At 63.6% G+C, this 20,416-nt stretch carries 17 protein-coding genes and 1 pseudogene; 15 read left to right on the forward strand and 3 right to left on the reverse strand.

Annotated elements, in window-relative coordinates:
* The first annotated feature begins 30 nt into the window (after positions 1-30).
* The 6 genes from A5771_RS15730 to fadD4 all read left to right on the forward strand — a co-directional run bounded on the left by A5771_RS15730 (position 31) and on the right by fadD4 (position 5,804).
* Positions 31-993 (forward strand): MlaD family protein, encoded by a 963-nt coding sequence (locus A5771_RS15730; RefSeq protein ID WP_428844415.1) that lies wholly within the window; start codon positions 31-33, stop codon positions 991-993.
* Positions 990-1,952, forward strand: a complete 963-nt coding sequence (locus tag A5771_RS15735) for an MlaD family protein (RefSeq protein ID WP_064856113.1) — start codon at positions 990-992, stop codon at positions 1,950-1,952. The genes A5771_RS15730 and A5771_RS15735 overlap by 4 nt, the downstream gene beginning before the upstream one ends.
* 16 nt (positions 1,953-1,968) lie before the next feature.
* Positions 1,969-2,646, forward strand: coding sequence for a hypothetical protein (locus tag A5771_RS15740; protein WP_234783069.1), 678 nt, complete (start codon positions 1,969-1,971; stop codon positions 2,644-2,646).
* Positions 2,647-2,706: 60 nt separating this feature from the next.
* Positions 2,707-3,210, forward strand: coding sequence for a hypothetical protein (locus tag A5771_RS15745; protein WP_064856114.1), 504 nt, complete (start codon positions 2,707-2,709; stop codon positions 3,208-3,210).
* Positions 3,211-3,245: 35 nt separating this feature from the next.
* Positions 3,246-4,046, forward strand: a complete 801-nt coding sequence (locus tag A5771_RS15750) for an RsiV family protein (protein WP_082947254.1) — start codon at positions 3,246-3,248, stop codon at positions 4,044-4,046.
* A 222-nt stretch (positions 4,047-4,268) separates the two neighbouring features.
* Positions 4,269-5,804: a fatty-acid--CoA ligase FadD4 gene (gene fadD4 / locus A5771_RS15755; RefSeq protein WP_064856241.1), complete on the forward strand. Its 1,536-nt coding sequence runs from the start codon at positions 4,269-4,271 to the stop codon at positions 5,802-5,804.
* Here the strand turns inward: fadD4 and A5771_RS15760 are convergent.
* Positions 5,788-6,396, reverse strand: a complete 609-nt coding sequence (locus A5771_RS15760) for a TetR/AcrR family transcriptional regulator (RefSeq protein WP_064856242.1) — start codon at positions 6,394-6,396, stop codon at positions 5,788-5,790. The two genes, fadD4 and A5771_RS15760, sit on opposite strands and share 17 nt — an antisense overlap.
* 427 nt (positions 6,397-6,823) lie before the next feature.
* On the opposite strand from A5771_RS15760, the gene A5771_RS15765 reads away from it, so the two are divergent.
* The 3 genes from A5771_RS15765 (at position 6,824) to A5771_RS15775 (ending at position 9,337) form a co-directional block, all read left to right on the forward strand.
* Positions 6,824-7,126 carry a hypothetical protein gene (locus tag A5771_RS15765; RefSeq protein WP_064856243.1) on the forward strand — a complete coding sequence of 101 codons (303 nt, stop codon included), beginning with the start codon at positions 6,824-6,826 and terminating at the stop codon, positions 7,124-7,126.
* Positions 7,127-7,195: 69 nt separating this feature from the next.
* Complete coding sequence (locus tag A5771_RS15770; RefSeq protein WP_064856116.1) at positions 7,196-8,695, forward strand: class I adenylate-forming enzyme family protein; 1,500 nt, start codon at positions 7,196-7,198, stop codon at positions 8,693-8,695.
* A gap of 12 nt (positions 8,696-8,707) precedes the next feature.
* Positions 8,708-9,337: an HAD family hydrolase gene (locus tag A5771_RS15775; RefSeq protein ID WP_064856117.1), complete on the forward strand. Its 630-nt coding sequence runs from the start codon at positions 8,708-8,710 to the stop codon at positions 9,335-9,337.
* A gap of 53 nt (positions 9,338-9,390) precedes the next feature.
* Here the strand turns inward: A5771_RS15775 and A5771_RS15780 are convergent, their stop codons facing one another.
* Complete coding sequence (locus tag A5771_RS15780; RefSeq protein ID WP_064856118.1) at positions 9,391-10,452, reverse strand: acyl-CoA dehydrogenase family protein; 1,062 nt, start codon at positions 10,450-10,452, stop codon at positions 9,391-9,393.
* Complete coding sequence (locus A5771_RS15785; protein WP_082947256.1) at positions 10,453-11,700, reverse strand: acyl-CoA dehydrogenase family protein; 1,248 nt, start codon at positions 11,698-11,700, stop codon at positions 10,453-10,455.
* A 54-nt stretch (positions 11,701-11,754) separates the two neighbouring features.
* On the opposite strand from A5771_RS15785, the gene A5771_RS15790 reads away from it, so the two are divergent.
* The 6 genes and pseudogenes from A5771_RS15790 (at position 11,755) to A5771_RS15810 (ending at position 20,416) form a co-directional block, all read left to right on the forward strand.
* Positions 11,755-12,735, forward strand: a complete 981-nt coding sequence (locus tag A5771_RS15790) for an acyl-CoA dehydrogenase family protein (RefSeq protein ID WP_013830699.1) — start codon at positions 11,755-11,757, stop codon at positions 12,733-12,735.
* Between the two features lie 81 nt (positions 12,736-12,816).
* Entirely contained in the window at positions 12,817-13,377 is a 561-nt protein-coding gene (locus tag A5771_RS15795) for a TetR/AcrR family transcriptional regulator (RefSeq protein ID WP_049792945.1), read from the forward strand.
* A gap of 123 nt (positions 13,378-13,500) precedes the next feature.
* Complete coding sequence (locus A5771_RS15800; protein ID WP_013830697.1) at positions 13,501-14,505, forward strand: hypothetical protein; 1,005 nt, start codon at positions 13,501-13,503, stop codon at positions 14,503-14,505.
* Positions 14,506-14,540: 35 nt separating this feature from the next.
* Positions 14,541-17,153 carry a PEP-utilizing enzyme gene (locus A5771_RS15805; RefSeq protein WP_013830696.1) on the forward strand — a complete coding sequence of 871 codons (2,613 nt, stop codon included), beginning with the start codon at positions 14,541-14,543 and terminating at the stop codon, positions 17,151-17,153.
* 600 nt (positions 17,154-17,753) lie between these two features.
* Positions 17,754-17,885: pseudogene (locus A5771_RS24665) on the forward strand (transposase); the annotation flags it as partial.
* A gap of 425 nt (positions 17,886-18,310) precedes the next feature.
* On the forward strand, positions 18,311-20,416 hold the full coding sequence (locus A5771_RS15810; RefSeq protein WP_064856119.1) for a molybdopterin-containing oxidoreductase family protein: 2,106 nt from the start codon (positions 18,311-18,313) through the stop codon (positions 20,414-20,416).

Here is a 20,416-nt window from a genome sequence, read left to right on the forward strand (position 1 = left end):
TTAGCCACAGTCGCGGTCCTCAGCGGGTTGATGCTGCCGCTGTCGTCGTGCGCTGGGACGAACATTCTGAGCGTGGATTCGCTTCCCGTGCCCGGCACCAATGCCACCGGCGGTTACGAGATTGTTCTGGAGTTCGCCAACGTGCTCAATCTGCCCGACCGCGCCAAGGTTGTGATGGATGGCACCCGGGTCGGATCGGTCCGCGACATTGCGCTGGAGGCCAGCGGTGTGGCGGTTGCCTTGCGCATCGACGATGGTGTCGTCGTACCGTCGGACATTCACGCGGTGTTGCAGCAGGCTACTGTTCTCGGGGACACCTATGTGGCATTGGAGCGCAACACCGATGCCGCGTCATCGGGGCACCAGCTCCGTCCGGGTGAACGAGTTCCCCTGTCCCAGACAACGTCTCCACCGCAATTGGAAGACACCATGGCCAGCATGGCTAACTTTGTCGGTAGCGGGTCGATCCAGCGAGCACAGGACACGGTGATCAAGATCAACAGGATCACCCCGCCGCGTCCTGAGATCCGTGCGATGGCCGCCCGGGTGGCCACCGACCTCGATGACCTAGCAGACAACATCGACGATGTCGACCTGTGGCTGGACGGCTTCGCCAAGTCGGCAGCTCTGATGGCCGAGAACACCAGTAACTTCGAAACATGGTTCACCCCATTAGGCGTCAAAAGTTTCGCGCATTTCTTCGTGCTCACGCACTTCATGGCACCACTCATGCCCACAATCGGCAGCATCTACTACAACGGCTACTGGTTAGTGCCGACGCTGGCCTCGGCCGTCGCCGCGGTGTCGGCGATGCAAAAAGGCAAGTGGGTCTTTGAGGAAGAGGTGCACAAGTGGGAGCGTCTGGTCAACGACCAGATCCTGCCGAACGAGAAATACCCGGCCATCAACATCACCTCGGTTGTCGACACGGACGGCCGTGATCTGACCAACAACCTCCAGGACGTGCTGCGCATGATCGGAGCGATGCAATGAGGCTGAAGACTGGCGTTGCCCTTGGCTCGTTCGTCATTTTCCTGGTGATGGTGCTGGGCTTCGTCATGTACGTCGGCTCGTTGGGCATCACAGTCCGTCCCCCCGAGCATCGGACCAACCTGTCCATGGACGTACCTGAGATCAACAACATCGTGGTCGAATCCAACGTGCTGTTGCGCGGCGTTCCGGTAGGCAAGGTGACCGGCATCGACACCACAACCTCTCACGCCACGATCCATTTCTATGTCGATGGCGCACACAAGATCCCGACGGATAGCACCGTCCGGTTGGATAACTTGTCGGCACTCGGTGAGTCGTACATCGAGCTGGAGCCGCGCAGCAGCGGCGGCCCGGTGCTACGCGACGGACAAAAGATCGCGCCACGCGATGTGAGACAACCACCGTCGATCTCCGAGCTAGGTACCAGCGTGGTGCGGGTGCTCAACGAGCTCGATCCCGAACAGTTGAGCCGCGTGGTCGACGAGGCCGACGCCGGCCTACCGGACCCGGATGTAGTGTTGCCCAACCTTGCTCACTCAAGCCTGGTGCTGCGTAACACCACAGCGGATTTCCAGGGGACCGGGCAAAAGCTGCTCGGAAACCTGCAGACCCTATTGCGTAACGCGGGCTTCGTCGGACCGGCGCTGACCGCCAGCGCACCGCCGATCAAGGACATCGGGCCCGCCATCGCCCTGCCGTGGAATGACGTGTGGATGGCCGGGCTGTTCTTGCTACCGACCGACACCCTGACCTTCAGTGCACTGCTCGGCCGCCTTCAGAAGTTCCTCGATGACCGTGGCGCTGACCTGAAGTTCTTGGGCACCGCGACGTCGGGAAACCTGAAGTTGATCGCGAACGCATTGCGCAACATCGACAGCACACAAATCATGAAGAACCTGCAGGCGACCGTTCCGGAAGACGGATCCATCGACCTGCATGTTGCGGTTCCGGCAGGATAGGCAAGAGGTATCGACCATGCTGACCACGAGGGCCAGTACGACAGACGAGGAGGTGGGTGCCATCTCTGACCAGAACGGCGCTGCCGACCAGAACGACAGCGCCACCAGCGGGGACACCGAGACGGCCGAACCGGCAGGATCATCGGTACCGGAGCCGAAAACGGGCGTTGGTCGCCAGATTTCGGTCTCGGTACGAACCCTCGTCTCCTGGGTGCTGGCCGTGGCGGCGGTGGCGGTGATCGGCATTCTGACCTGGCTTTATCTGGGGGAGAAGGCCAAGGTGACGGCATCGGAACAGAAGACCGCCAACGATCATCGCGCCGAGCAGATAGCCCTCGACTACGCAGTCAAGGCGGCCCGGATCGACTTCAAGGACCTGGAGAGGTGGAAGGAGAATCTCGTCGCCAACACGACCCCGGAACTGCGCGACAAGCTCACCGACGCCGGCAAGTCGATGGAGCAGCTGTTGGTCCCGCTGCAGTGGCACTCCACAGCCACGCCGTTGGTGGCCAAGGTGCGCTCCACCGACAACGGCGCATACGTCGTCGACACCTTCGTGGGCGTGAACACCAAGACCATGCAGGCGCCCGAGGGCCTGCAGTCCACCGCGACCTACAGCGTGACCATCGACAGCAACCAAGACTGGCAGATCAGTGAAGTCGGTGGCATCGGCTCAGTGGTCGGTCAGAAGTAGTAACGGCAGAGGCATCGAATGTTCAACAGGCGAGGCACGCGGGCGCCGGGGTCCCGCGGGGTGACCGTCGGCGTCATGGGGGTGGCTATGGTGGCGGTGTTCTGCAGCGTACCGACGGCCTACGCGGATACTGCCGATGTACTGAAGGCGGCGCTCGATGCGGCTCGCAGCGAGGCCGGCTGTCCGCCCCTGCAGCTTGATCCCAAGCTGACTGAGATCACCGATAAGACGGCGAAGGAGGTGCACGGGTGGGTCACGCATACCGGGAGGTTTCTGCCCACCGAGGACGCGACGGTGATGGCAGTGCTGCGTAAGGCGGACTACAAGACGCTCAAGGCGCGAATGTTGTCCGGCTATGCCGACGATCAGACCGGTGGGCCGGGGAGCCACGAGGACAAGGCCGTCAAGGCCACGGTCCTGCAAGGCCTGTCGTTCGAGGTGTTCGGCGACTGCTCGTACACCAAGTACGGCATGAGCGCGATCAGTGACGACGGCAGGCAGGGCTCACCGTCGACCCCGCCCAGAAGCTTCATCGCTACCAGCGCCATCGTGGCCAGCGGCTAGCGCGGCGATAAACTCGGAGAAGGAGTCAGTCGAGCATGCGTATGGTCGCGACATTGCGGGCCTGCGGCGTCACTGCGGCAGTCGCCGCCGTTGCCATCTTCGGGGTGTCGGCAATCGGTTCGGCCGACCCTCCGGCACTGGGTGGCCCTGCCGTCGATGCCTGCCGCCAGCTGGGGGGCAACATCCAGGCCGGCACCATATGTCATGTCAGCGCGGACACCGACGCGTATAGCATCGACATGAGATTCGGGGTCGACTACCCCGATGGGCAGGCTCTCGCCGACTACGTCCATCAACTGCATAAGACATTTGTCGCCGCGGCGGAGGCACCGGGCGCGAAGAACCTGCCGTATCAGATGTCCGTCGGTGTGGAGGACTACAAATCGGGCCAACCGTTGCGCGTGGTACCGAGCCTGGGGCAGCGGTTCCCCGGTGCGCAGGCCTACGGAGAACCGTGGCAGGGCACCGAATCCACCGTGCTGAAGATCTTCACCCGACTGGATGTCGATTCTGTCGTTCCGCGTTCGCGATACAAAACCTTCACCTTCGCCCACAACAAGAACCGCGCGGTGGGCTTTCGCGACCTGTTTGCACCCGATTCCAAACCGCTCGAGGCGATCTACCCCTATGCAGCGGCAGATATAGAAGGTCAGCAACTGGCCCGGCACTACAAGCTCTCACCGAAGGACGGCCTCGACCCGGCTTTTTATCAGAACTTCGCCATCACCGATGACGCCCTGATCATCTTCACCGATACCGGTCGCCTGGTTCCCGACGAGTCCGGAGATGTCGTGATCACCATTCCCCGCAACGGTATTCCCCCGTTGCAGATCTGAGCAGATGGCTGCGGGGTGCCGGGCATCCCGCAGCGCCCCTCAGCGCGTGCGGGGCTTGCGTTTGTTGGTGCGCGAATCGGTATCGGCGTCGGCGTTGCCAATGTGGGTGTATGTGGCAGATCAAGCTATATAATCATAATTAACGTGATCCATTCAGTCACGCCGCCTTTCACGTGAATCGGTGAGGTAAGCACCGCACACGACGACGATGTGGGAGAACCGGTGCAGATACGTCAGTTCAGAGATTCGCAAAAGTCCGCCCTCGTCCTGCATCCGTCCGGGACGACCGTGAGCTTCGCCGAGTTGGAGGTCCGTGCGAACCGACTGGCCCACCATTTTCGGAAGGCAGGTCTACGCGAGGGCGACGTGATCGCGGTCGTGATGGACAACAACGAGCACATTCACGCAGTGATGTGGGCTGCGCGCCGAACCGGCCTGTACTACGTCGTCGTGAACACTCATCTCACGGCCGCTGAGTCTTCCTACATCGTGTCGAACAGCGGAGCCGCTGCGGTGTTCGGAGCGCGGGCTACCGTCGACCTCTGCCGTGGGATCGACACACATTTGGGCTCTCGAATGCCCGCGTTGCGCATGATCGCTGATGCTGAAATCCAAGGTTGGCGACGTTATCCGGAATGCGTAGTCGATCATCCCGAGACGCCGGTGCCCGATGAGCGTGAAGGTGACTTGCTGCAGTACTCGTCGGGCACCACCGGGAAACCTAAGGGGATTATCCGCCAGCTCAGCGGCCTCACCCCGGCGGACGCGCCGATGCTGCTGACACCGATGTTCGACAGGCTCGGCATCGGTCGGGATTCGGTGTATTTAAACCCTGCGCCGGTGTACCACACAGCTCCCGCCTACTGGTCTATGTCGGCTCAGGCGATGGGTGCCACCACCGTGGTCATGGAGACGTTCGATGCCGAAGGAGCACTTGCCGCGATTGAGCAATACCGGGTTACGCATGGTCAGTTCGTGCCCGCTATGTTCGTGCGCATGCTGAAACTGCCTGATTACGTGCGCAGTTCATACGACCTGTCCAGTCTGCTTCGCGTGGTACATGCGGCGGCCCCCTGTCCGGTGGGTATCAAACAGCAGATGATCGACTGGTGGGGGCCGATTCTCGATGAGTTCTACGCATCCTCAGAAGGCGCGGGCAGCACGTACATCACTGCCGAAGAGTGGCTGGCGCACCCGGGTTCGGTGGGCAGGCCGCTGGTCGGGGTTCCGCACATCGTTGGTGACGACGGCCGAGAACTTCCACCTGGCGAGGCGGGGGAGATCTACTTCGGTGACGGCATGACGTTCAGCTACCTCAATGACGAGGCCAAGACCGCGGCGTCACGCAACCGTGACGGCTGGGCCACGGTCGGGGACGTGGGCTATGTGGACGAGGACGGCTATCTGTTTCTCACCGACCGTCGTCACCACATGATCATCTCCGGCGGAGTCAACATCTATCCGCAGGAAGCCGAAAACATACTGATCACCCATCCAAAGGTGCTAGATGCTGCGGTCTTCGGGATCCCCGATGCCGAGATGGGCCAGTCGGTGCATGCCGCGGTGCAGACCGTGGACCCGGTGGATGCCACGACTGAGTTCGCCGATGAGCTGATCGCTTGGCTTCGGGATCGATTGGCGCACTATAAATGTCCACGCTCGTTGGCCTTCGAGGCGCAGTTGCCGCGTAGCGATACCGGCAAGCTCTACAAGCGCGAGCTCGTCGAGAAATACTCAGCGCTTATTGCCGCCGAGTGACGGCCGTCAACACCAGGTCGACCAGGCCTTCGGTGTAGCTGTCGGATTCCTTGGCCAGCTTGGCCATCCGCGACGGTGGCGTAGCCAGGCAATGCATCAACAGGCCGCCGAACAGCGCGTCGAGGAATAGCGTCATGGGGGTGCCCGCCGGCAGATCGTTGCGTGCAATCGCCCGACGGGTGATGTTGCGCATCGCCGTCACATTGCCAGTCATGAAGTCTTCCCAGCGCGGTGCGAGTTCGGGGACCAGTCGCCCCTCCGCGGACAGCCGCAGCAGCGCGTCCCCCGCGTCCCCCGTCAACAACTCGAAGATGCTGCCGGCAATGGCCAGGAGATCACCGCGCACCGAACCGGTGTCGACGTCGTATGGCACCTCGATTCGTGCCTGGAGCGTGTCCAAGAGCAAGGCGGTGTTGTCCGACCAGCGCAGATAGATCGATGACTTGCCGACGCGAGCTTCCCGGGCGACCGCATCGATGCTGAAACCTGCCCAGCCGACCCGACCATAGAGCTGTACCGCGGCGTCGCGTACCCGCTGTTCAAGCATCGGATCTCGCGGCCGGCCCGCGACCGCGTTGGTAGTCTGACTCATCTTCATCCCGGTGTTGAGCAGGAGTTATGCGTCGGGCATGCTGCCGGCAGCTCTCCTGACGTCTTTACCCGATGCTATTACCGACGGACTGCCGGCGAGCCGTAGGGATTCGTAGTACGGATCTTTTGCGCGGGTTCAGACCGCGCCGGACGGAACTCCTCACACACAACGAGACCGCACATGCAGCGGTGAGGCCCTTCGTTGAGTAACCTGCGGTGTCGCCGGATGGCGCACCGATAGTTGTGGGCGTCAACCGTATTGAGCGTGCCCCGGAGCTATTCCCGCAGCTGCAGAAACACCGGCCGTGCGCGTCCCGGGCGAGAATCGTGGACATCCGATGGGCTATCAATATAACCAGGTTGTACTATTGAAAGGATGTCGCGCCCCTCGGGGACGGTAGACGCATGAGCATGAGGAGGCAATGCCCGTGATCAAGGGCGGCACACGACTCGAAAGTCAGGTCTGCGACACGCAGGTTATCGTGGTCAAACCAGCTGACAGCCTCGACGAACTGCGTGCCGGCGGGCACCCCATGGTGCCCATCGGGTCGGCTCATGCCGATGGGTTGACACCGCACCCCGACTGGTCGTCGGGTGCCCTGATGGGAAAACGCTACGTCGATTCGTCAGGTGCTGAAGTACTGGTGACTCGCGCCGGTCTCGGAACACTAGCCGTCGGCGTGACCGCGATGACGCTGAAGACAGCGGCACCGTTGCCGGCCAGCGACTGACGCTGCGAGGCAATTGACGGATCAACGCGCTGATGCCGGAGTGCTGCGCGTGCGTGAAAGGTTGGACGGTTGACTCTCTCAGTTCTGCTGGAAATGGCCTCGGGTGATGCCGATCGGGTTGCCGTCGTTGACGGGCAGCATCGGTGGTCGGTCGGCCACCTCAGTGGTCTGGCCGGTGGTGGAGCCGGAGTGATCACCGCAAGTGCTGCCCGCACACTGGTCTATGTTGGGCTCGGCGGAGCCTTGCTGCCGGCGCTCTTGTTCTCAGCTGCACGTGCGGCGGTTCCGTTCTGTCCGTTGAACTATCGACTGGGCGCCGACGGCCTCAACTCCCTGTTAGCCCGATTGCCCGCGCCGCTGGTGGTCACCGACCCGCAGTACCGCGATGCGGTTGATGCAGATTCTGCGGTAGAGGTCCTTGACAGTGCCGAGTTCCTGCGCCGAGCTGCGGCGGCTGAGCAGATGGACGCGGTCGCCGGCAGCGATGATATGGCGGTCATCCTCTTCACCTCGGGGACCACCGCCCGGCCCAAGGCGGTCGAACTTTCCCACGACAACCTGTTCAGCTATGTCACCGGAACTGTCGAATTCGGTTCGGCGGAAGCTCAAGACGCGGCACTGGTGTGCGTGCCGCCCTATCACATCGCAGGTGTCGGAGCGGTCTTGTCGAGCCTGTATGCCGGACGGCGATTGGTCTACCTGCCAACGTTCGATCCAACCGCGTGGATTGCGCTGATCGACGCCGAGCGGGTGACGTCGGCGACGGTGGTACCGACGATGCTCGACCGTATTGTTTCGGTGCTGGAGCGGAGGCCGGCGCCGCTGAGTTCGCTGCGCACACTTGCCTATGGCGGCTCGCGGGTTCCGCTACCCCTAGTGCGAAAGGCATTGGCACTGTTGCCCCATGTAGGGTTCGTCAACGCCTACGGCCTGACCGAAACCAGTTCGACGGTGGCTGTCCTGACGCCCGAGGACCATTGGGCCGCACTCGACGACGATGACGAGGACGCTGCGCGCCGACTCGGATCGGTGGGACGACCGGTTCCGGGTATCGAGGTGCAGATTCGCGACGAACGAGGGCGGGTACTGACCGCCGGGGGTACCGGTGAGCTGTACCTGCGCGGTTCGCAGGTGTCGGGTCGCTACGCCGAGATCGGCTCGGTGTTGGATGCAGAAGGATGGTTTCCCACTAAGGATCTCGCGACCATCGACGAGGATGGATACCTGTTTGTCCACGGGCGCAGCGATGACACCATCATCCGGGGAGGGGAGAATATTGCTCCCGCCGAACTAGAGGACGTCCTGGTAGAACATCCGTCGGTCCACCAGGTCGCGGTGGTGGGTGCCGACGATCCCGAATGGGGACAGATCATCGTGGCCGTGGTGGTGACCGAACCGAACAGCGAGCCGGACGTCGAGGATCTGCGCGACTGGGTGCGTTCCCGGCTGCGCGGGTCACGAACCCCCGACCGTGTGGTGTTCCGCGACGAACTTCCGGTGTCGCCGACCGGCAAGATCCTGCGCCGAGAATTGACGCGAGAACTCAACGAGGGTCCTACAGCTGCCTGATGGGGGGGTGATGTGTCGGATTCGGGTGACGGTGTACCGGCGCTGTTGATCGACTATGGCGGGGTGCTTACATCCCCGGTACCCGCCGCCTTAGCCAATGTCTGTGCGCTGTTCGGCGTCAAACTCGACGGATTCCTGTCGGCCTGCCAAATGGGCGATCCAGCCGGCCCCTTCTCGCAACTCGAGCTGGGAGTGCTCGACGATGTCGAGTTCGCCCGCGTGATCACCCCGATCCTCACTGAGCACGCGAACGACCCGGTCGACGGCCTGGCTTGGGTGCGCGAACTGCAAAAGACGTCATTCGATATCGATAAGACGATGCTGGCCGCCGTGGCAGACCTGATCGACAACGGTGTACCCACCGTCTTGTTCAGTAATTCCTTTGGGCCGCTGGATCGGTATCCGTGGGCGCTGCTCCCGAAGTTCACGGATACGGTTATCTCGTCGGTCGTCGGTCTCCGCAAGCCGGATCCGCGCATCTACGCGCTTGCTCTGGAACGGTGCGGTAGGCCTGCGCAAGAGTGCGTGTTCGTCGACGATTCCGAGGCCAACCTGGCTCCCGCTCGCACGCTCGGTATCCGCAGTATTCACCATCAGGATCCCGCGGCGACGATCGCTGAACTGAACACCATCTTCGGCTGACGCCGACACGTCTAATACATGTTTTTTGCAACGGTATTGCGTTAATCAGCTCATCAAACGTCGAGCAGGCTGTCGGCGATGCGCGCCCGGTGCTGTGCGGGCGAACCGTAGGTCACCTCCAGGGCCTTGGCTCGGCGCAGATACAGATGCAGATCGCACTCCCAGGTCACACCGATGCCACCGTGTAGCTGAACCGCATTGCTGACCACGTCGATAGCGGACTCGGTCGCCACCGCCTGCGCCAGCGACGCGGTCCGGCCGGCACGTCCGTCCTCGGCCAGTGCCCAGGCGGCGGCGTAGACCGCAGACCGGGAATTCTCCACGGCCACCAGCATATCTGCCAGTCGATGTTTGACCGCCTGGAAGGTGCCGATCGGCAGCCCGAACTGCCGGCGCTCGGTGGTGTACCTTGCGGTGGTATCCAGCGCCGTGGATGCCGCGCCGACAGCTTCGGCGGCTGCGAGGGTCCACAGCAGTTCGGTCGGGCGATCCGGGTTTCGGTCGGCGGCGAGCAATTCTGCTGCGGTGCCGGAGAACTCGGCGGCAGCGGCGGGTCGGGTGCGGTCGACGGTGGCCACTGCGATGATCTGTGCGGCAGTGGTTACCAACCAGCGCACTTGATCGTCGATGACCGCCGGGACCACCAGCACGGTCGCCGCGGCGGCATTCGGGATCAGGGGTAGCCGGCCATCGATCCGCCATCCTTCGCTATCGGGCCGGGCACTGATCGCTGCCAGATTCGCCGTGGTGGGTAGCACGATCCCGGCGACCTGTCCGGCCCGGTAGAGCGGGATCAACAGACGCTTGCATTGATCCTCGGAGCCCAGCCGCGCGATGATGTCCGTGGCTGCGGTGTGCTCGCTGAAGGGGACCGCTCCGGCAACGCGCCCTAGCTCCTCGGCGATCATTACCTGCTCGACCGGGCCGGCCCCGCCGCCGTCGTAGGCCTCCGGCGCCCCGACTCCTAGGAGCCCGGAGGTGCCCAGGGCGTCCCAGAGTCGGGTGTCGATGGTGGCGTCGGCATCATAGACGCTGCGGGCGTTGCTTTCCTGGGAGCACACATCTCCCAGCAGGCTGCGCAAGGCCTCGTGTTCGTCGGTGAACTCAAACTTCATCTATGCATCGGCCCAAGGGTCTCGGGGCTGGCCCAGAATGCGCTCTGCCAGCACGTTGCGTTGTATTTCGGAGGTGCCACCGCCGATGGTGGACGCGCGGGTGCGTAGCCAGCCGAGCGCCCACTTGCCCTTGTTAGGCGCATCGTCGGCACCGCGGTCGAGGATGGCGAATTCGCCGCCCAAGTCGAGGGCGAGCTCATGTAGATGCTGCTCGACGTGCTGGCCGAATAGCTTCGACATCGAGCCTTCGGGCCCGGGCTCGCGGCCGGTCAACACCTTGGCCAGGTTGCGCATGCCGTTGAGCCGCACCAGTTCGACGTCGATCCATCCCTGGGCGAGGCGGTCACGCAGATGCGGGTCGTCGGCGGCACGCACACCGAACGGGTCGGGCGTCTTGGCCATCGAAATCGCCTTGCGCAGCGTGGCGGTCAGCGCCATCTGCTGGCCCATGAACAAGATCGCCCGTTCGTTGGCCAGCGTGGTGCGGGTGACGTTCCAGCCGTCGTTCAGTCGGCCGACAACGTTGGTCAGCGGTACCCGGACCTCGTCCAGGAACACCTCGTTGAACTCGGCATCGCCGGAGATCTGGCGGATCGGTCGCACGTCGACACCGGCGGTGCGCATCGGTACCAGAACGAAGCTGATGCCCTCGCGTTTGGGGGCGTTGGGATCGGTGCGCACCAGCGCGAACATCCAGTCAGCGACCTGGGCGCCGGAGGTCCAGATCTTCTGACCGGAGACCACCAGTTCATCGCCATCGACCTCGCCGCGGGTGCGTAGCGAGGCCAGGTCCGAGCCCGCATCGGGCTCGGAGAATCCTTGACACCATACTTCGCTGCCGTCGAGCATCGGGGGCAGGAATCGCTGCTGCTGTTCAGGAGTGCCGTGAGCAATCAGGGTGGGGCCGCAGAGGTTGAGACCGATGCGGCCGGCCAACGGTGGTACCCGCCGTTCGGCCGAAAGCAGGTAGAAGAGCAGTTGCTGTCGCGCGGTGGCCGAGCGGCCACCGAACTCCGGGGGCCAGTGGATGGCTGCCCAGCGCCCCTCCGACATTCGCGCCTGCCACTTGCGGGCCACAGCGTGTTTGTCGGCAGCGGACGTCGCGGTCGCGTAATCGGCATGAATGGCCGGGAGATTGGCGTCCAGCCAGCTCGACCATTCCGCGCCGAAGCCGGCATCGGTCTCGGACAGGTCGATGTCGAGTTCGTCGAGTCCGGCGGGGGAGGGTGCCGTGGCGTCATGCTGCACAGAAATACTATAACCTGGTTGTTTAATTGTTCGTTTAGCGGGTCGGAGTGAGCGTTGTTCGATGAACGTTGGCCGGAAGAGGCCGAGGAACTCGCGGATGCACTGGACGGCATCCTGGTCAAGTACTGCTCGCCCGATGCGCTCAGGGCGATGGAATCCGACGGGTCCGAGTCGACCGAACGTCGCGATGAACTCGATAAGGCATTGCGGGAGTTCGGGTTGCGGGAGTTGCCCGCCGAGTCCTACCTGTTGACCCGGGCGTCGGTATGCCTCGGTGCCCGGCTTGCTCCGATCTCATTCGTCTCGTCGACGCCGGCGCGGGTGGTGCTCGGCGAAGTTGATGTGGCCAATGGCGTTGATCGGACGACGGTTCCGGCCGGCTTACCGCGAATCGCGGTGGCCGCCGGAGCGCGGATCGCCATCGGCGAGGCGTCGAACGCCGTGCGGCGCAGCGCCGGCGGAGAACTCGTGGTGATGGTCGGTGAGATCGCCGGTGCAGAGGTGGACGGGGACCTCGATGCCGTGCGCTCCTGGGGGTTCCTGCTCGAAGCTGCGCAGTTGGTCGGGGCTGCGCAGGCGCTGATCCATTACGGCGTGGGTTATGTGTCCCAACGGCGCCAGTTCGGTGTCCCGATCGGCAGCTTCCAGGGGGTGGCTCATCCGCTTGCCGAGGCCGCGACCGCGGTACAAGCTGCTGATCTGCTGACCCGGCATGCCGCCTATCTAGCCGATTGTGATGGCGCGGTCCCGTTGTTTGCAGCTGCGATGGCGGCGGCCAAGGCGCGGTCGTCCTCGCGCCAGGCTGCCAGCACGGTGCACCAAGCATTGGGCGGCTACGGGTTCACCGTTGAGGCGGATTGCCAACTGTATTCCCGTCGGATTCGTGCCTGGACCGCGGCAATGGCCGACCCGATGCCGACATTGGGCGCCCTGGCTCGAACATTGGCCGACCCGGCGTCCCGTTCGGAAGTCCCTGACGTGTGGCAGTTCAATCGTGGATTCGCGCTCCCGCGTTGGGCCCGGGAGACGCGCTGACTCGAAGCGGCATGGAACAATTCCGGCGTGACGGTACGTCGGACGTCAAGCGCAGGTCGGGGCCGACCGCGTGATCCCGACATGGACGCGAGGGTTCTGGACGCCGCTTTGCGCGTGTACGCCGCGCACGGCAAGGCCGGCTTCACCGTCGATCTGGTAGCCAAGACCGCCGGCTGCAGTCGACCTGCGGTGTATGCGCGTTGGCCCACAAAGGAAGCCTTGCTGCTGGCCGCCGTTCGGTCCTTCGATGCCGGTCTCGAGGTGGCCGACGAGGGCAGCGCGCGCGATCAGCTGGTCTCTGTGACTCGGCAGATGCTCGAAGGCTTCTCCAGCGTGCACGGCATGGCGACGTTCCGGATCGTGCTCGACAGTCGCGACGACCAAGTCTTGCGGCGGGAATGGGAGAAGATCAACACCGTTCGGCTGCGGAGCGCTACCGAGGTACTCGAACGTGGAGTGGCGCGAGGGGAGTGGCGTGCCGATGTCGCGTCGACCGAGTTCCTGCGCAGTTTGACCGGCGCGACCATGCTTCAGGGCATCTATACCCACATGTCGTTCCCGGAGCGGTTGACCGACGCCGGGACCGAGGCTCGTCGGCTTGTCGACTTCCTTTTGGACGGAAGGCTACTCGAGGCCGACTGAGGCCCTCTTGCTGCTTGCTGGATTGCGGTGTAGCTTCAGGACAACCAATTAACTGCAATCAATGTAGTTAAATATTCTGACTGGGCCGCGGAGCGTTCCCAGTCCCGTAAGAGGACGTCGCCGATGACGCAAGACTTCCCCCGTCGTGCAGATTTCGATCACCAGCCACTGGTCGGCTTCTTCCGTCCGGAAGCTGACCAGCACCTGTTGCACAAGTCGTACTTCGGCCTGCCGCTGGAGGGCACCTACTTCTACGGGATCATGCGCACCGAAGAAAATGAGGAATTCGCTTTCATCCGTAAAGCCATCACCTATACCACCCGCGACATTTCGATCATGGCGGCCGAAGACACCGGCCTGCGCGTGCACGCGACCAGTGCCCAGGGCGCCAAGGGGTGCAAGGTCGAACGCGGCTACGTCGACGGCCGGGAGACATTCGCGGGTGGCTCGTCGCGTGGCGCGAATTTCGAAGTGCAACTAGGGGATCAGGATTTCCTGTGGCGGGAGCAGGGCTCGGAGGATGCTCTGTTGGCAATCAGCGGAACACTGGCTGCCCCCGGCTTCCAAGTCTACGTGCCCTGGCGTACCGCGGAGGGCGAAGGCGGAGAACTCGGTGAGTCGGGTGCGTGCTTCTACACGTCGACGCCGTATCTGGCGGAGGGCACGATGCTCGGTAAGCGGGTCATCGGCTTCTTCGCGGTCGATCACAGCTACCTGCCCAACGGTGTCGGCTGGAACAACAGTGCCATCTGGATGCGTCTGCAGGGCGGGTGGAATGTTTTCGCCAATGAGTACGAGGACGGCTCGATCGAGTGGGGCCACATGAGCATCGGTGCCGACCGCTTCCGGTTTGTCGCGGTATCCTCGGCCAACTCGGTGCTGGTGAATTCGCCTTCGGTGCAGGAGAAGATCGAGTGGCGCGACGAGGAGTTCGTCGACCGGATCACCTTCGATGTCGGCGACGGCCAGCCTTGGGAATTCGTCACCGACCCCAACGGCAAGATGCTCGATTTCTCGGCCGCCCGTCCGGGATGGTCGGGTCACACCGGCGTCATCCGGCGGATTGGCGAGACCCGGAAACTCAAGCGGCACTGGGCCTGGCAGGAAGTCTTCCCCGCCCGGGTCTGATACCCATATCGAACCACGCATTCAGAGGAATTTTCATGCGAATACTTGTCACCGGGGCCAGTGGGGTCTTCGGTCGGGTCATCTGCCGTGACCTGGTGCGCCAGGGGGCCGATGTGGTGGCCCTGGCGCGCCGAACCGTCGACATTCCGGGGGTGGTCTCCATCAGCGGCGATATCCGGGATGCCGGGGCCGTTGAGGGAGCCATGCAGGGCTGTGAGCGCGTGGTGCACCTGGCCTTCCTGCTCGCACCGTTGCGCTCGGCGACGGGCGTGGAGGACATCAACCTCGGTGGAATGCGAAACGTACTGCGTGCCATGGAATCCACGGGTGCCAATCACCTGGTCTTCACTTCTTCGACATTGGCCTACGGCCCCTGGCCGGACAACCCGGATGTCATTCCCGAAAGGCACCCGCTGCGGCCGCACCCGGACGTGCTGTACGCGCGCCATAAGGCACAGTGTGAGGAGCTCATCGCACAATCCGGCATTCCGTCGGTGATCACCCGCACCTGCGTGGTGGCCGGTCGGGACATGGACAATTACGAGTTCCGGTTCCTAGCCCACCCACTGCTGGTTGCACCGACCGGTGAGATGCGACCTTGGCAGTTTCTGCACACTGACGACGTCGGACGGTTCCACTCCCAAGCCGCGCTCGGGGACCGCACCGGCATCGTCAATGTCGGGCCCCTGGACACCGGTATCAGTATCGACGAGATCGCGGAGGTCCTCGGTAAGCCATTGATCCGGCTCCCGTTTTCGGTGCTGCGCTCGGGGGCCGGAGCAGCGTGGCGGGCGGATCTGCTCGAACTCAGTCCGGCGGACCTCGATGGTTTCCGCTATATGCCGACGCTCGACACCACGCGGATGGCCAGTGAGTGGGGCTACACGCCGGTGTATGACTCGCGGTCGGCGTTGGCCGACGCGCGGGCCGGCGTTCGGGCGGTGACCTATCTCGGAACCGCGAGGATTCCCACCCCATGGCGTACTCCCGTGCCTGACCATCAGTGGACGCGCGACCACCTTCCGCCGCAAGAACATCGCATCGACCCGGCGCCGGCCGGGCTGCGCGGTGAATTCGACGACTACATCGATGATCGCTATCCGACATTGACGACGGCGAACGTGGGGGAGGCATTCGGCGGCACCCTCACCCCGATGTCACTGCTGGTCGGCCGCGACGCGTTGCGGTTGGCGGGTGCCATCCAGGTCGAAGTGCTCGGGATGCGTGACGCCGATGTCATCGCCGCCCAACGCACGTTGAGCATCGCCTCGGTCGGGCATCGGTTGTACACCAACCTCTCGGTGGTACACGCCATGGCGGCGGCGATGCCGGGCACCAATGCTCGGGAGGTAGACGAGCACATCCTTGGCATTGCTCACGTTCCGGAGGCATCCAAGGAGCGCGTGTCGATGCTGACCTCTCTACGCTCGGCATTGGGCTTTCCCAACGCGGTCATGCGCATGGCAGGCAGCGGACGCCGAATCGCTGCCGTCGACGAGCGGCTGAGCGTCATGAATGTCTGTGCGGACCTGCCGGTGCTGAACGGCAATGCGTTGTTGACGCTGGTCGATTCGATACGTGAACTGACGCTCGACTCCTGGGCGTACAGCACGATGACCAACCTCGTCGCCTCGGCAGCACAGGCGCTGGTCCGCAAAGTTGCACCCGATCTTGGCCTGGATGCAATGCGCGGCGGGACAACGGGCTTGGCCAGTGCCTCGCTGCTTGCCGGCGTACGTCACCTGGTCGATCTAGCGCGGGCACAGCCACGTGCCGCGAGGTTGCTGCGTGACGAACCGTCAGATGACCTCATCAAGCGGCTCGATGATGTCGATCCGATGTTCGCCAGGGCGTTCTGGAAGTTGATCGCCGAGGCCGGCCATCGAGGACCCGGTGAAACCGAGCTCGCCAACTCGATGTACGGCGATCGTCCGGCTCAGCTGATCGACGTGGTCCGGATGGCACTCGACGTTCCCCCCGTCAGTGCGGCGGCGACGCCGGCACTGTCCGGCGCGTCGAAACGCGCAGTCGGCGCGCTCAATGCCGCAGTGCGCCGCCGCGAGCGTTCCAAGGATGTTGCCATGCGCAGCACCCATCTGTTGCGGCGCGCTCTTCGCGAGGTGGGACGCCGGCAGGTCGACGCGGGGGTGTTTGCGGAGATCGGCGATGTGTTCTATCTGACTCCCGAGGAGATCGCGGCTCCCAGACTGTTCGCCGAACGGATCGCCGACCGCCGGGCTGAGCGGGCTCGCCTGTCCGCACTGCACCTACCGCCGATGTTCACCCGGCACTGGGAACCGCTGAATTCGGTTGCCGCCGAATGTGGCGATGTCCTGCAGGGCGTAGGCGCCTCGCCGGGCGTCGTGCGCGGGCCGGTCCGTGTGGTGGCGACTCTCGACGAGATCGACGAGTTCGAGCCCGACACCATCCTGGTGGTCCGGGTCACCGACGTGGGTTGGACACCACTGTTCGGGTGCGTCGCTGCGGTGGTCACCGACGTCGGTGGTCTGCACTCGCACGCGGCGATCGTGGCGCGGGAATTCGGCGTGCCCTGTGTGGTGGGCACCACCAGCGCAACGTCCGATCTGCACGACGGGGATCTGGTCGAGGTGGACGGAACTCGCGGCACGGTTACCCGGGTCAGATAGATGAGTACAGGAAGTGCGCGATAGTCGGTGTATGGCGCTGGGATGTGCCCCGGGGCACTTCTCGACGAATCTGACAGCCAGCCCCGCATCAGAGGTACTCGGAACCTCCATCGACATTGAGCAGTACACCGTTGACGTATCCCCGAGACGGTATTCCCGTCGGATACGTGCCTGGAAACCGCGGCAATGGCCGACTCGGCGACACGCGATCAGATTGCTATGGCAGATCGATCGGGGATTCGCATTGCCGCGTTGGGCCATCGAGGCGGGCTGACTCGCGCGGCGTGTGACAATGCCCGGGCGTGACGGTACGTCGGAAGCCGAGGTACGGATCGGGGGCGATTGCGTGATTCTGACATTCCCCGGGGTTGCGCCTCTTGCGTAACGTGCTCCGATGGATCTCCAGGTGATCAGCAAATTTCAACAGTGGTGCCACCGTCACCGACGGCCAAAACTATCTCAGCAGCAGGTGGAGATGGCGTAGCCAACCCTGATGAGAGCTGCGAATCAACAACTCAGAACGCTTGAGGTACTTTGCTATGCCATTGTACTGCAACAGTTTTCAGTTTCCTATCCGGCGATAACTATGGGGAAGGCACAGTCGGCCCAGTCCGCAAGACCCTGTTGCGTAAGGCGCGTGCTCTGACAGGCCCGGATGCGTGGGAGATCGATGACACCGGATTCGTCAAGGACGGGCACTCTTCGCCATGCGTAGCGCGCCAGTACTCGGGCGATCGACGAGTTGTTCTCCTAAGACCGCATCCCGCCGGTGGTGGCCGTCCACGCCGGATTCGGTCACACCACCGCCTAACCCGCCGTCGCCGAGCCTGCAACATTGCCCCACGCCGGGCGTGGACGCCTGGCGACCCCGCGCTACCGCGCACCGCACCAGTCGTGTGGGGAGCGAATACGGCATCGTATGCAAACTCCAACGCGCACTGACCCATTCGGATCGGCACCCGCCCCTGTGTCACGGCACACTCCCAACCCGGCGAAGTACTACTTAGCCACCGCATGTGCGTCGCGGGGTGGGTTTCGATCCGTTCTCTTGACAAGACGCGCCTCGAACTATAGATATAGTTAACCAGGTTGGGTAATTAGCCTCGCCCGGGCCGAGTGATCGAACACCACACATTCACGTCGATGAGGGGTGCCAGGTGGCCGAGGTGCACACTACGTGCCGGATCTGCCAACAGAAATGCGGGCTCACAGTCACCATCGAGGGTGGTCGCATCAAGCGCATTGGGCCCGACAAGGAGCATCCGCTGAGTTGGCGTGACTTCTGCGTGAAAGGCCGTGCCGCGGGTGAACTCGTACACCACCCTAGACGCATCACGACCCCGATGCGCCGCTGCGGTGACACGTACCTGCCGGCGACCTACGGCGAGGCATACGACGACATCGCGACCAGGCTTGCGCGCATCGTCGGAGACGGTGGCGCGGACTCCGTTGGCTGCTTTTACGGCAACCCCGCAGGATTTCACCCCAGTGCACTCGGTGGGTTGCTGCGATTCATGATGGCCCTCGGTTCTTCGAACCTGTTCAACTGGGCGTCCGTGGACACCAACGCGAAGACGGTGACATGCGGCGAAATGTACGGTGTGACGCTGCTACCCCTGATACCGGACGTGGACGCATGTGATTGTCTCCTGCTCGTCGGCGCCAATCCTGCGGAGAGCAAGATGAACTGGGCGTCGTCCGTGCCCAACGGATGGCGGCGCATTCTTGACCGGGTCGATGCAGGCGCGGATCTTCTGGTCGTGGATCCTTACCGCACGCCTACCGCCGCCCGAGCCACCATGCATCTGCGCGTGCGGCCTGGTGAGGATTGGGCGCTGCTGCTGGGCATGGTGAAGACGATCTTCGACGAGCGGCTGGAGGACGCGGCGGCCTGCTCCGCGGAATCGGGAGAAGACGACCTGCGCACCCTTGCGGCCGAGGTGGATTGGGGCGTGCTGACTCGGCGTAGCGGCGTGGCGCAAGCCGTCATCGAAGACGCAGGGAGACGGTTCGGCGCTGCGGAGACGGCGATCGCCCTAGCTCGTACTGGACCGTCACAGACGACCCGAGGAACCCTCGCGCTGTGGCTCACGGAAGTTCTCGGCGTCATTACGGGCAATTGGGATCGGCCGGGAGGACGGTACTTCCAGCGCGGCTTCGCGCCGGTTGAGTTGAGCGAGTACGCCCCGGAGAAGGAGCCTCGAGCGCGGCTGACTGGTCGACCAGCCATCGGAGGATGTCATCCTCTGGCAGACTTGCCGGCCGAGATCCTCACACCGGGTCCCGGCCAGATCCGGGCCCTGTTCGTTGAGCACGGCAATCCGGTCGTGGCCGGGCCGGACGGCGCGAACCTCGACCGCGCGTTGGCCGACCTTGACTTGTTAGTGTGCGTGGACATGGTGCAGCGTGAGAGCCACCGGCACGCCGACTGGCTCATCCCGGGCACGCACTGGCTCGAGCGTGACGAGCTGGTGGACCCTCTGTTCGCCACGTTTAACGAACTGCCATTCGTTCAGTTCACTCCGATGGCGTTGCCGCCACCGGTGACGGTACGCGAGGAGTGGGCGTTTTACCAGGAATTGGGCGCGACGCTGGGACTCGCCGGGTATGTCCGTGACCAGCCGGCGGACTTCGAAGACCGATGGCGTGAGGCGGTGGAGGGTGGCAACCGCACCACCTGGGACGAGGTCAAGGCAAATCCGCACGGCATCGTGCTGGGGCCGCGCGAGTTCGGGTATGCACGCAGCATGCTCAAAACCCCCGGCCAGCGAATCCGCCTGGCGCCACAGCGTTTTCTGGACGAAGCGCGTCGCCAGGCGGTGGCGCATGTCGACGTAAACGATGGTGAGTTCCCGTTCTTCCTCGGCAATCGTCGTCGGCTGGAGTCGATGAACTCGCATCTCAATGACTTGCCGAGTATTCGCCGGCTGATTGATGGCAACGGTGTCGAAATACACCTGGACGATGCCGTCGAGCTGGGCATCAGCACCGGCGACATGGTCCGCATCAGCTCGCCGACGGCGAACATCGACCTCCGTGCGGTCGTATCCGCGAATCCGCGCCCGGGCACAGTAATCATCGAGCACGGCTGGGGCTCGCGGGTATTCGACCCAGTGTCGGGTCAGGCGCCGGATGTTGTTGGGGTCAACAGGAACCTATTGACACCAGCCCGCCACGAAGACCCGTTGTCGTACATGTCCGGTTTCAACGACACCCGCGTCGCCGTCAGGCGCGTTGACGGTGCGTCAGACGATTTGAGCTAA

The organism is Mycolicibacter sinensis (assembly GCF_001667375.1).
In the GTDB taxonomy this organism is placed as follows: domain Bacteria; phylum Actinomycetota; class Actinomycetes; order Mycobacteriales; family Mycobacteriaceae; genus Mycobacterium; species Mycobacterium sinense_A.

What these genes read in the sequence shown, in the direction of transcription:
- A5771_RS15730 (WP_428844415.1), top strand. Translation starts at nt 31, where the DNA reads ATGCTGCCGCTGTCGTCGTGCGCTGGGACGAACATTCTGAGCGTGGAT.
- A5771_RS15735 (WP_064856113.1), top strand. Translation starts at nt 990, where the DNA reads ATGAGGCTGAAGACTGGCGTTGCCCTTGGCTCGTTCGTCATTTTCCTG.
- A5771_RS15740 (WP_234783069.1), top strand. Translation starts at nt 1,969, where the DNA reads ATGCTGACCACGAGGGCCAGTACGACAGACGAGGAGGTGGGTGCCATC.
- A5771_RS15750 (WP_082947254.1), top strand. Translation starts at nt 3,246, where the DNA reads ATGCGTATGGTCGCGACATTGCGGGCCTGCGGCGTCACTGCGGCAGTC.
- A5771_RS15760 (WP_064856242.1), bottom strand. Translation starts at nt 6,396, where the DNA reads ATGAGTCAGACTACCAACGCGGTCGCGGGCCGGCCGCGAGATCCGATG.
- A5771_RS15780 (WP_064856118.1), bottom strand. Translation starts at nt 10,452, where the DNA reads ATGAAGTTTGAGTTCACCGACGAACACGAGGCCTTGCGCAGCCTGCTG.
- A5771_RS15795 (WP_049792945.1), top strand. Translation starts at nt 12,817, where the DNA reads ATGGACGCGAGGGTTCTGGACGCCGCTTTGCGCGTGTACGCCGCGCAC.
- A5771_RS15800 (WP_013830697.1), top strand. Translation starts at nt 13,501, where the DNA reads ATGACGCAAGACTTCCCCCGTCGTGCAGATTTCGATCACCAGCCACTG.
- A5771_RS15805 (WP_013830696.1), top strand. Translation starts at nt 14,541, where the DNA reads ATGCGAATACTTGTCACCGGGGCCAGTGGGGTCTTCGGTCGGGTCATC.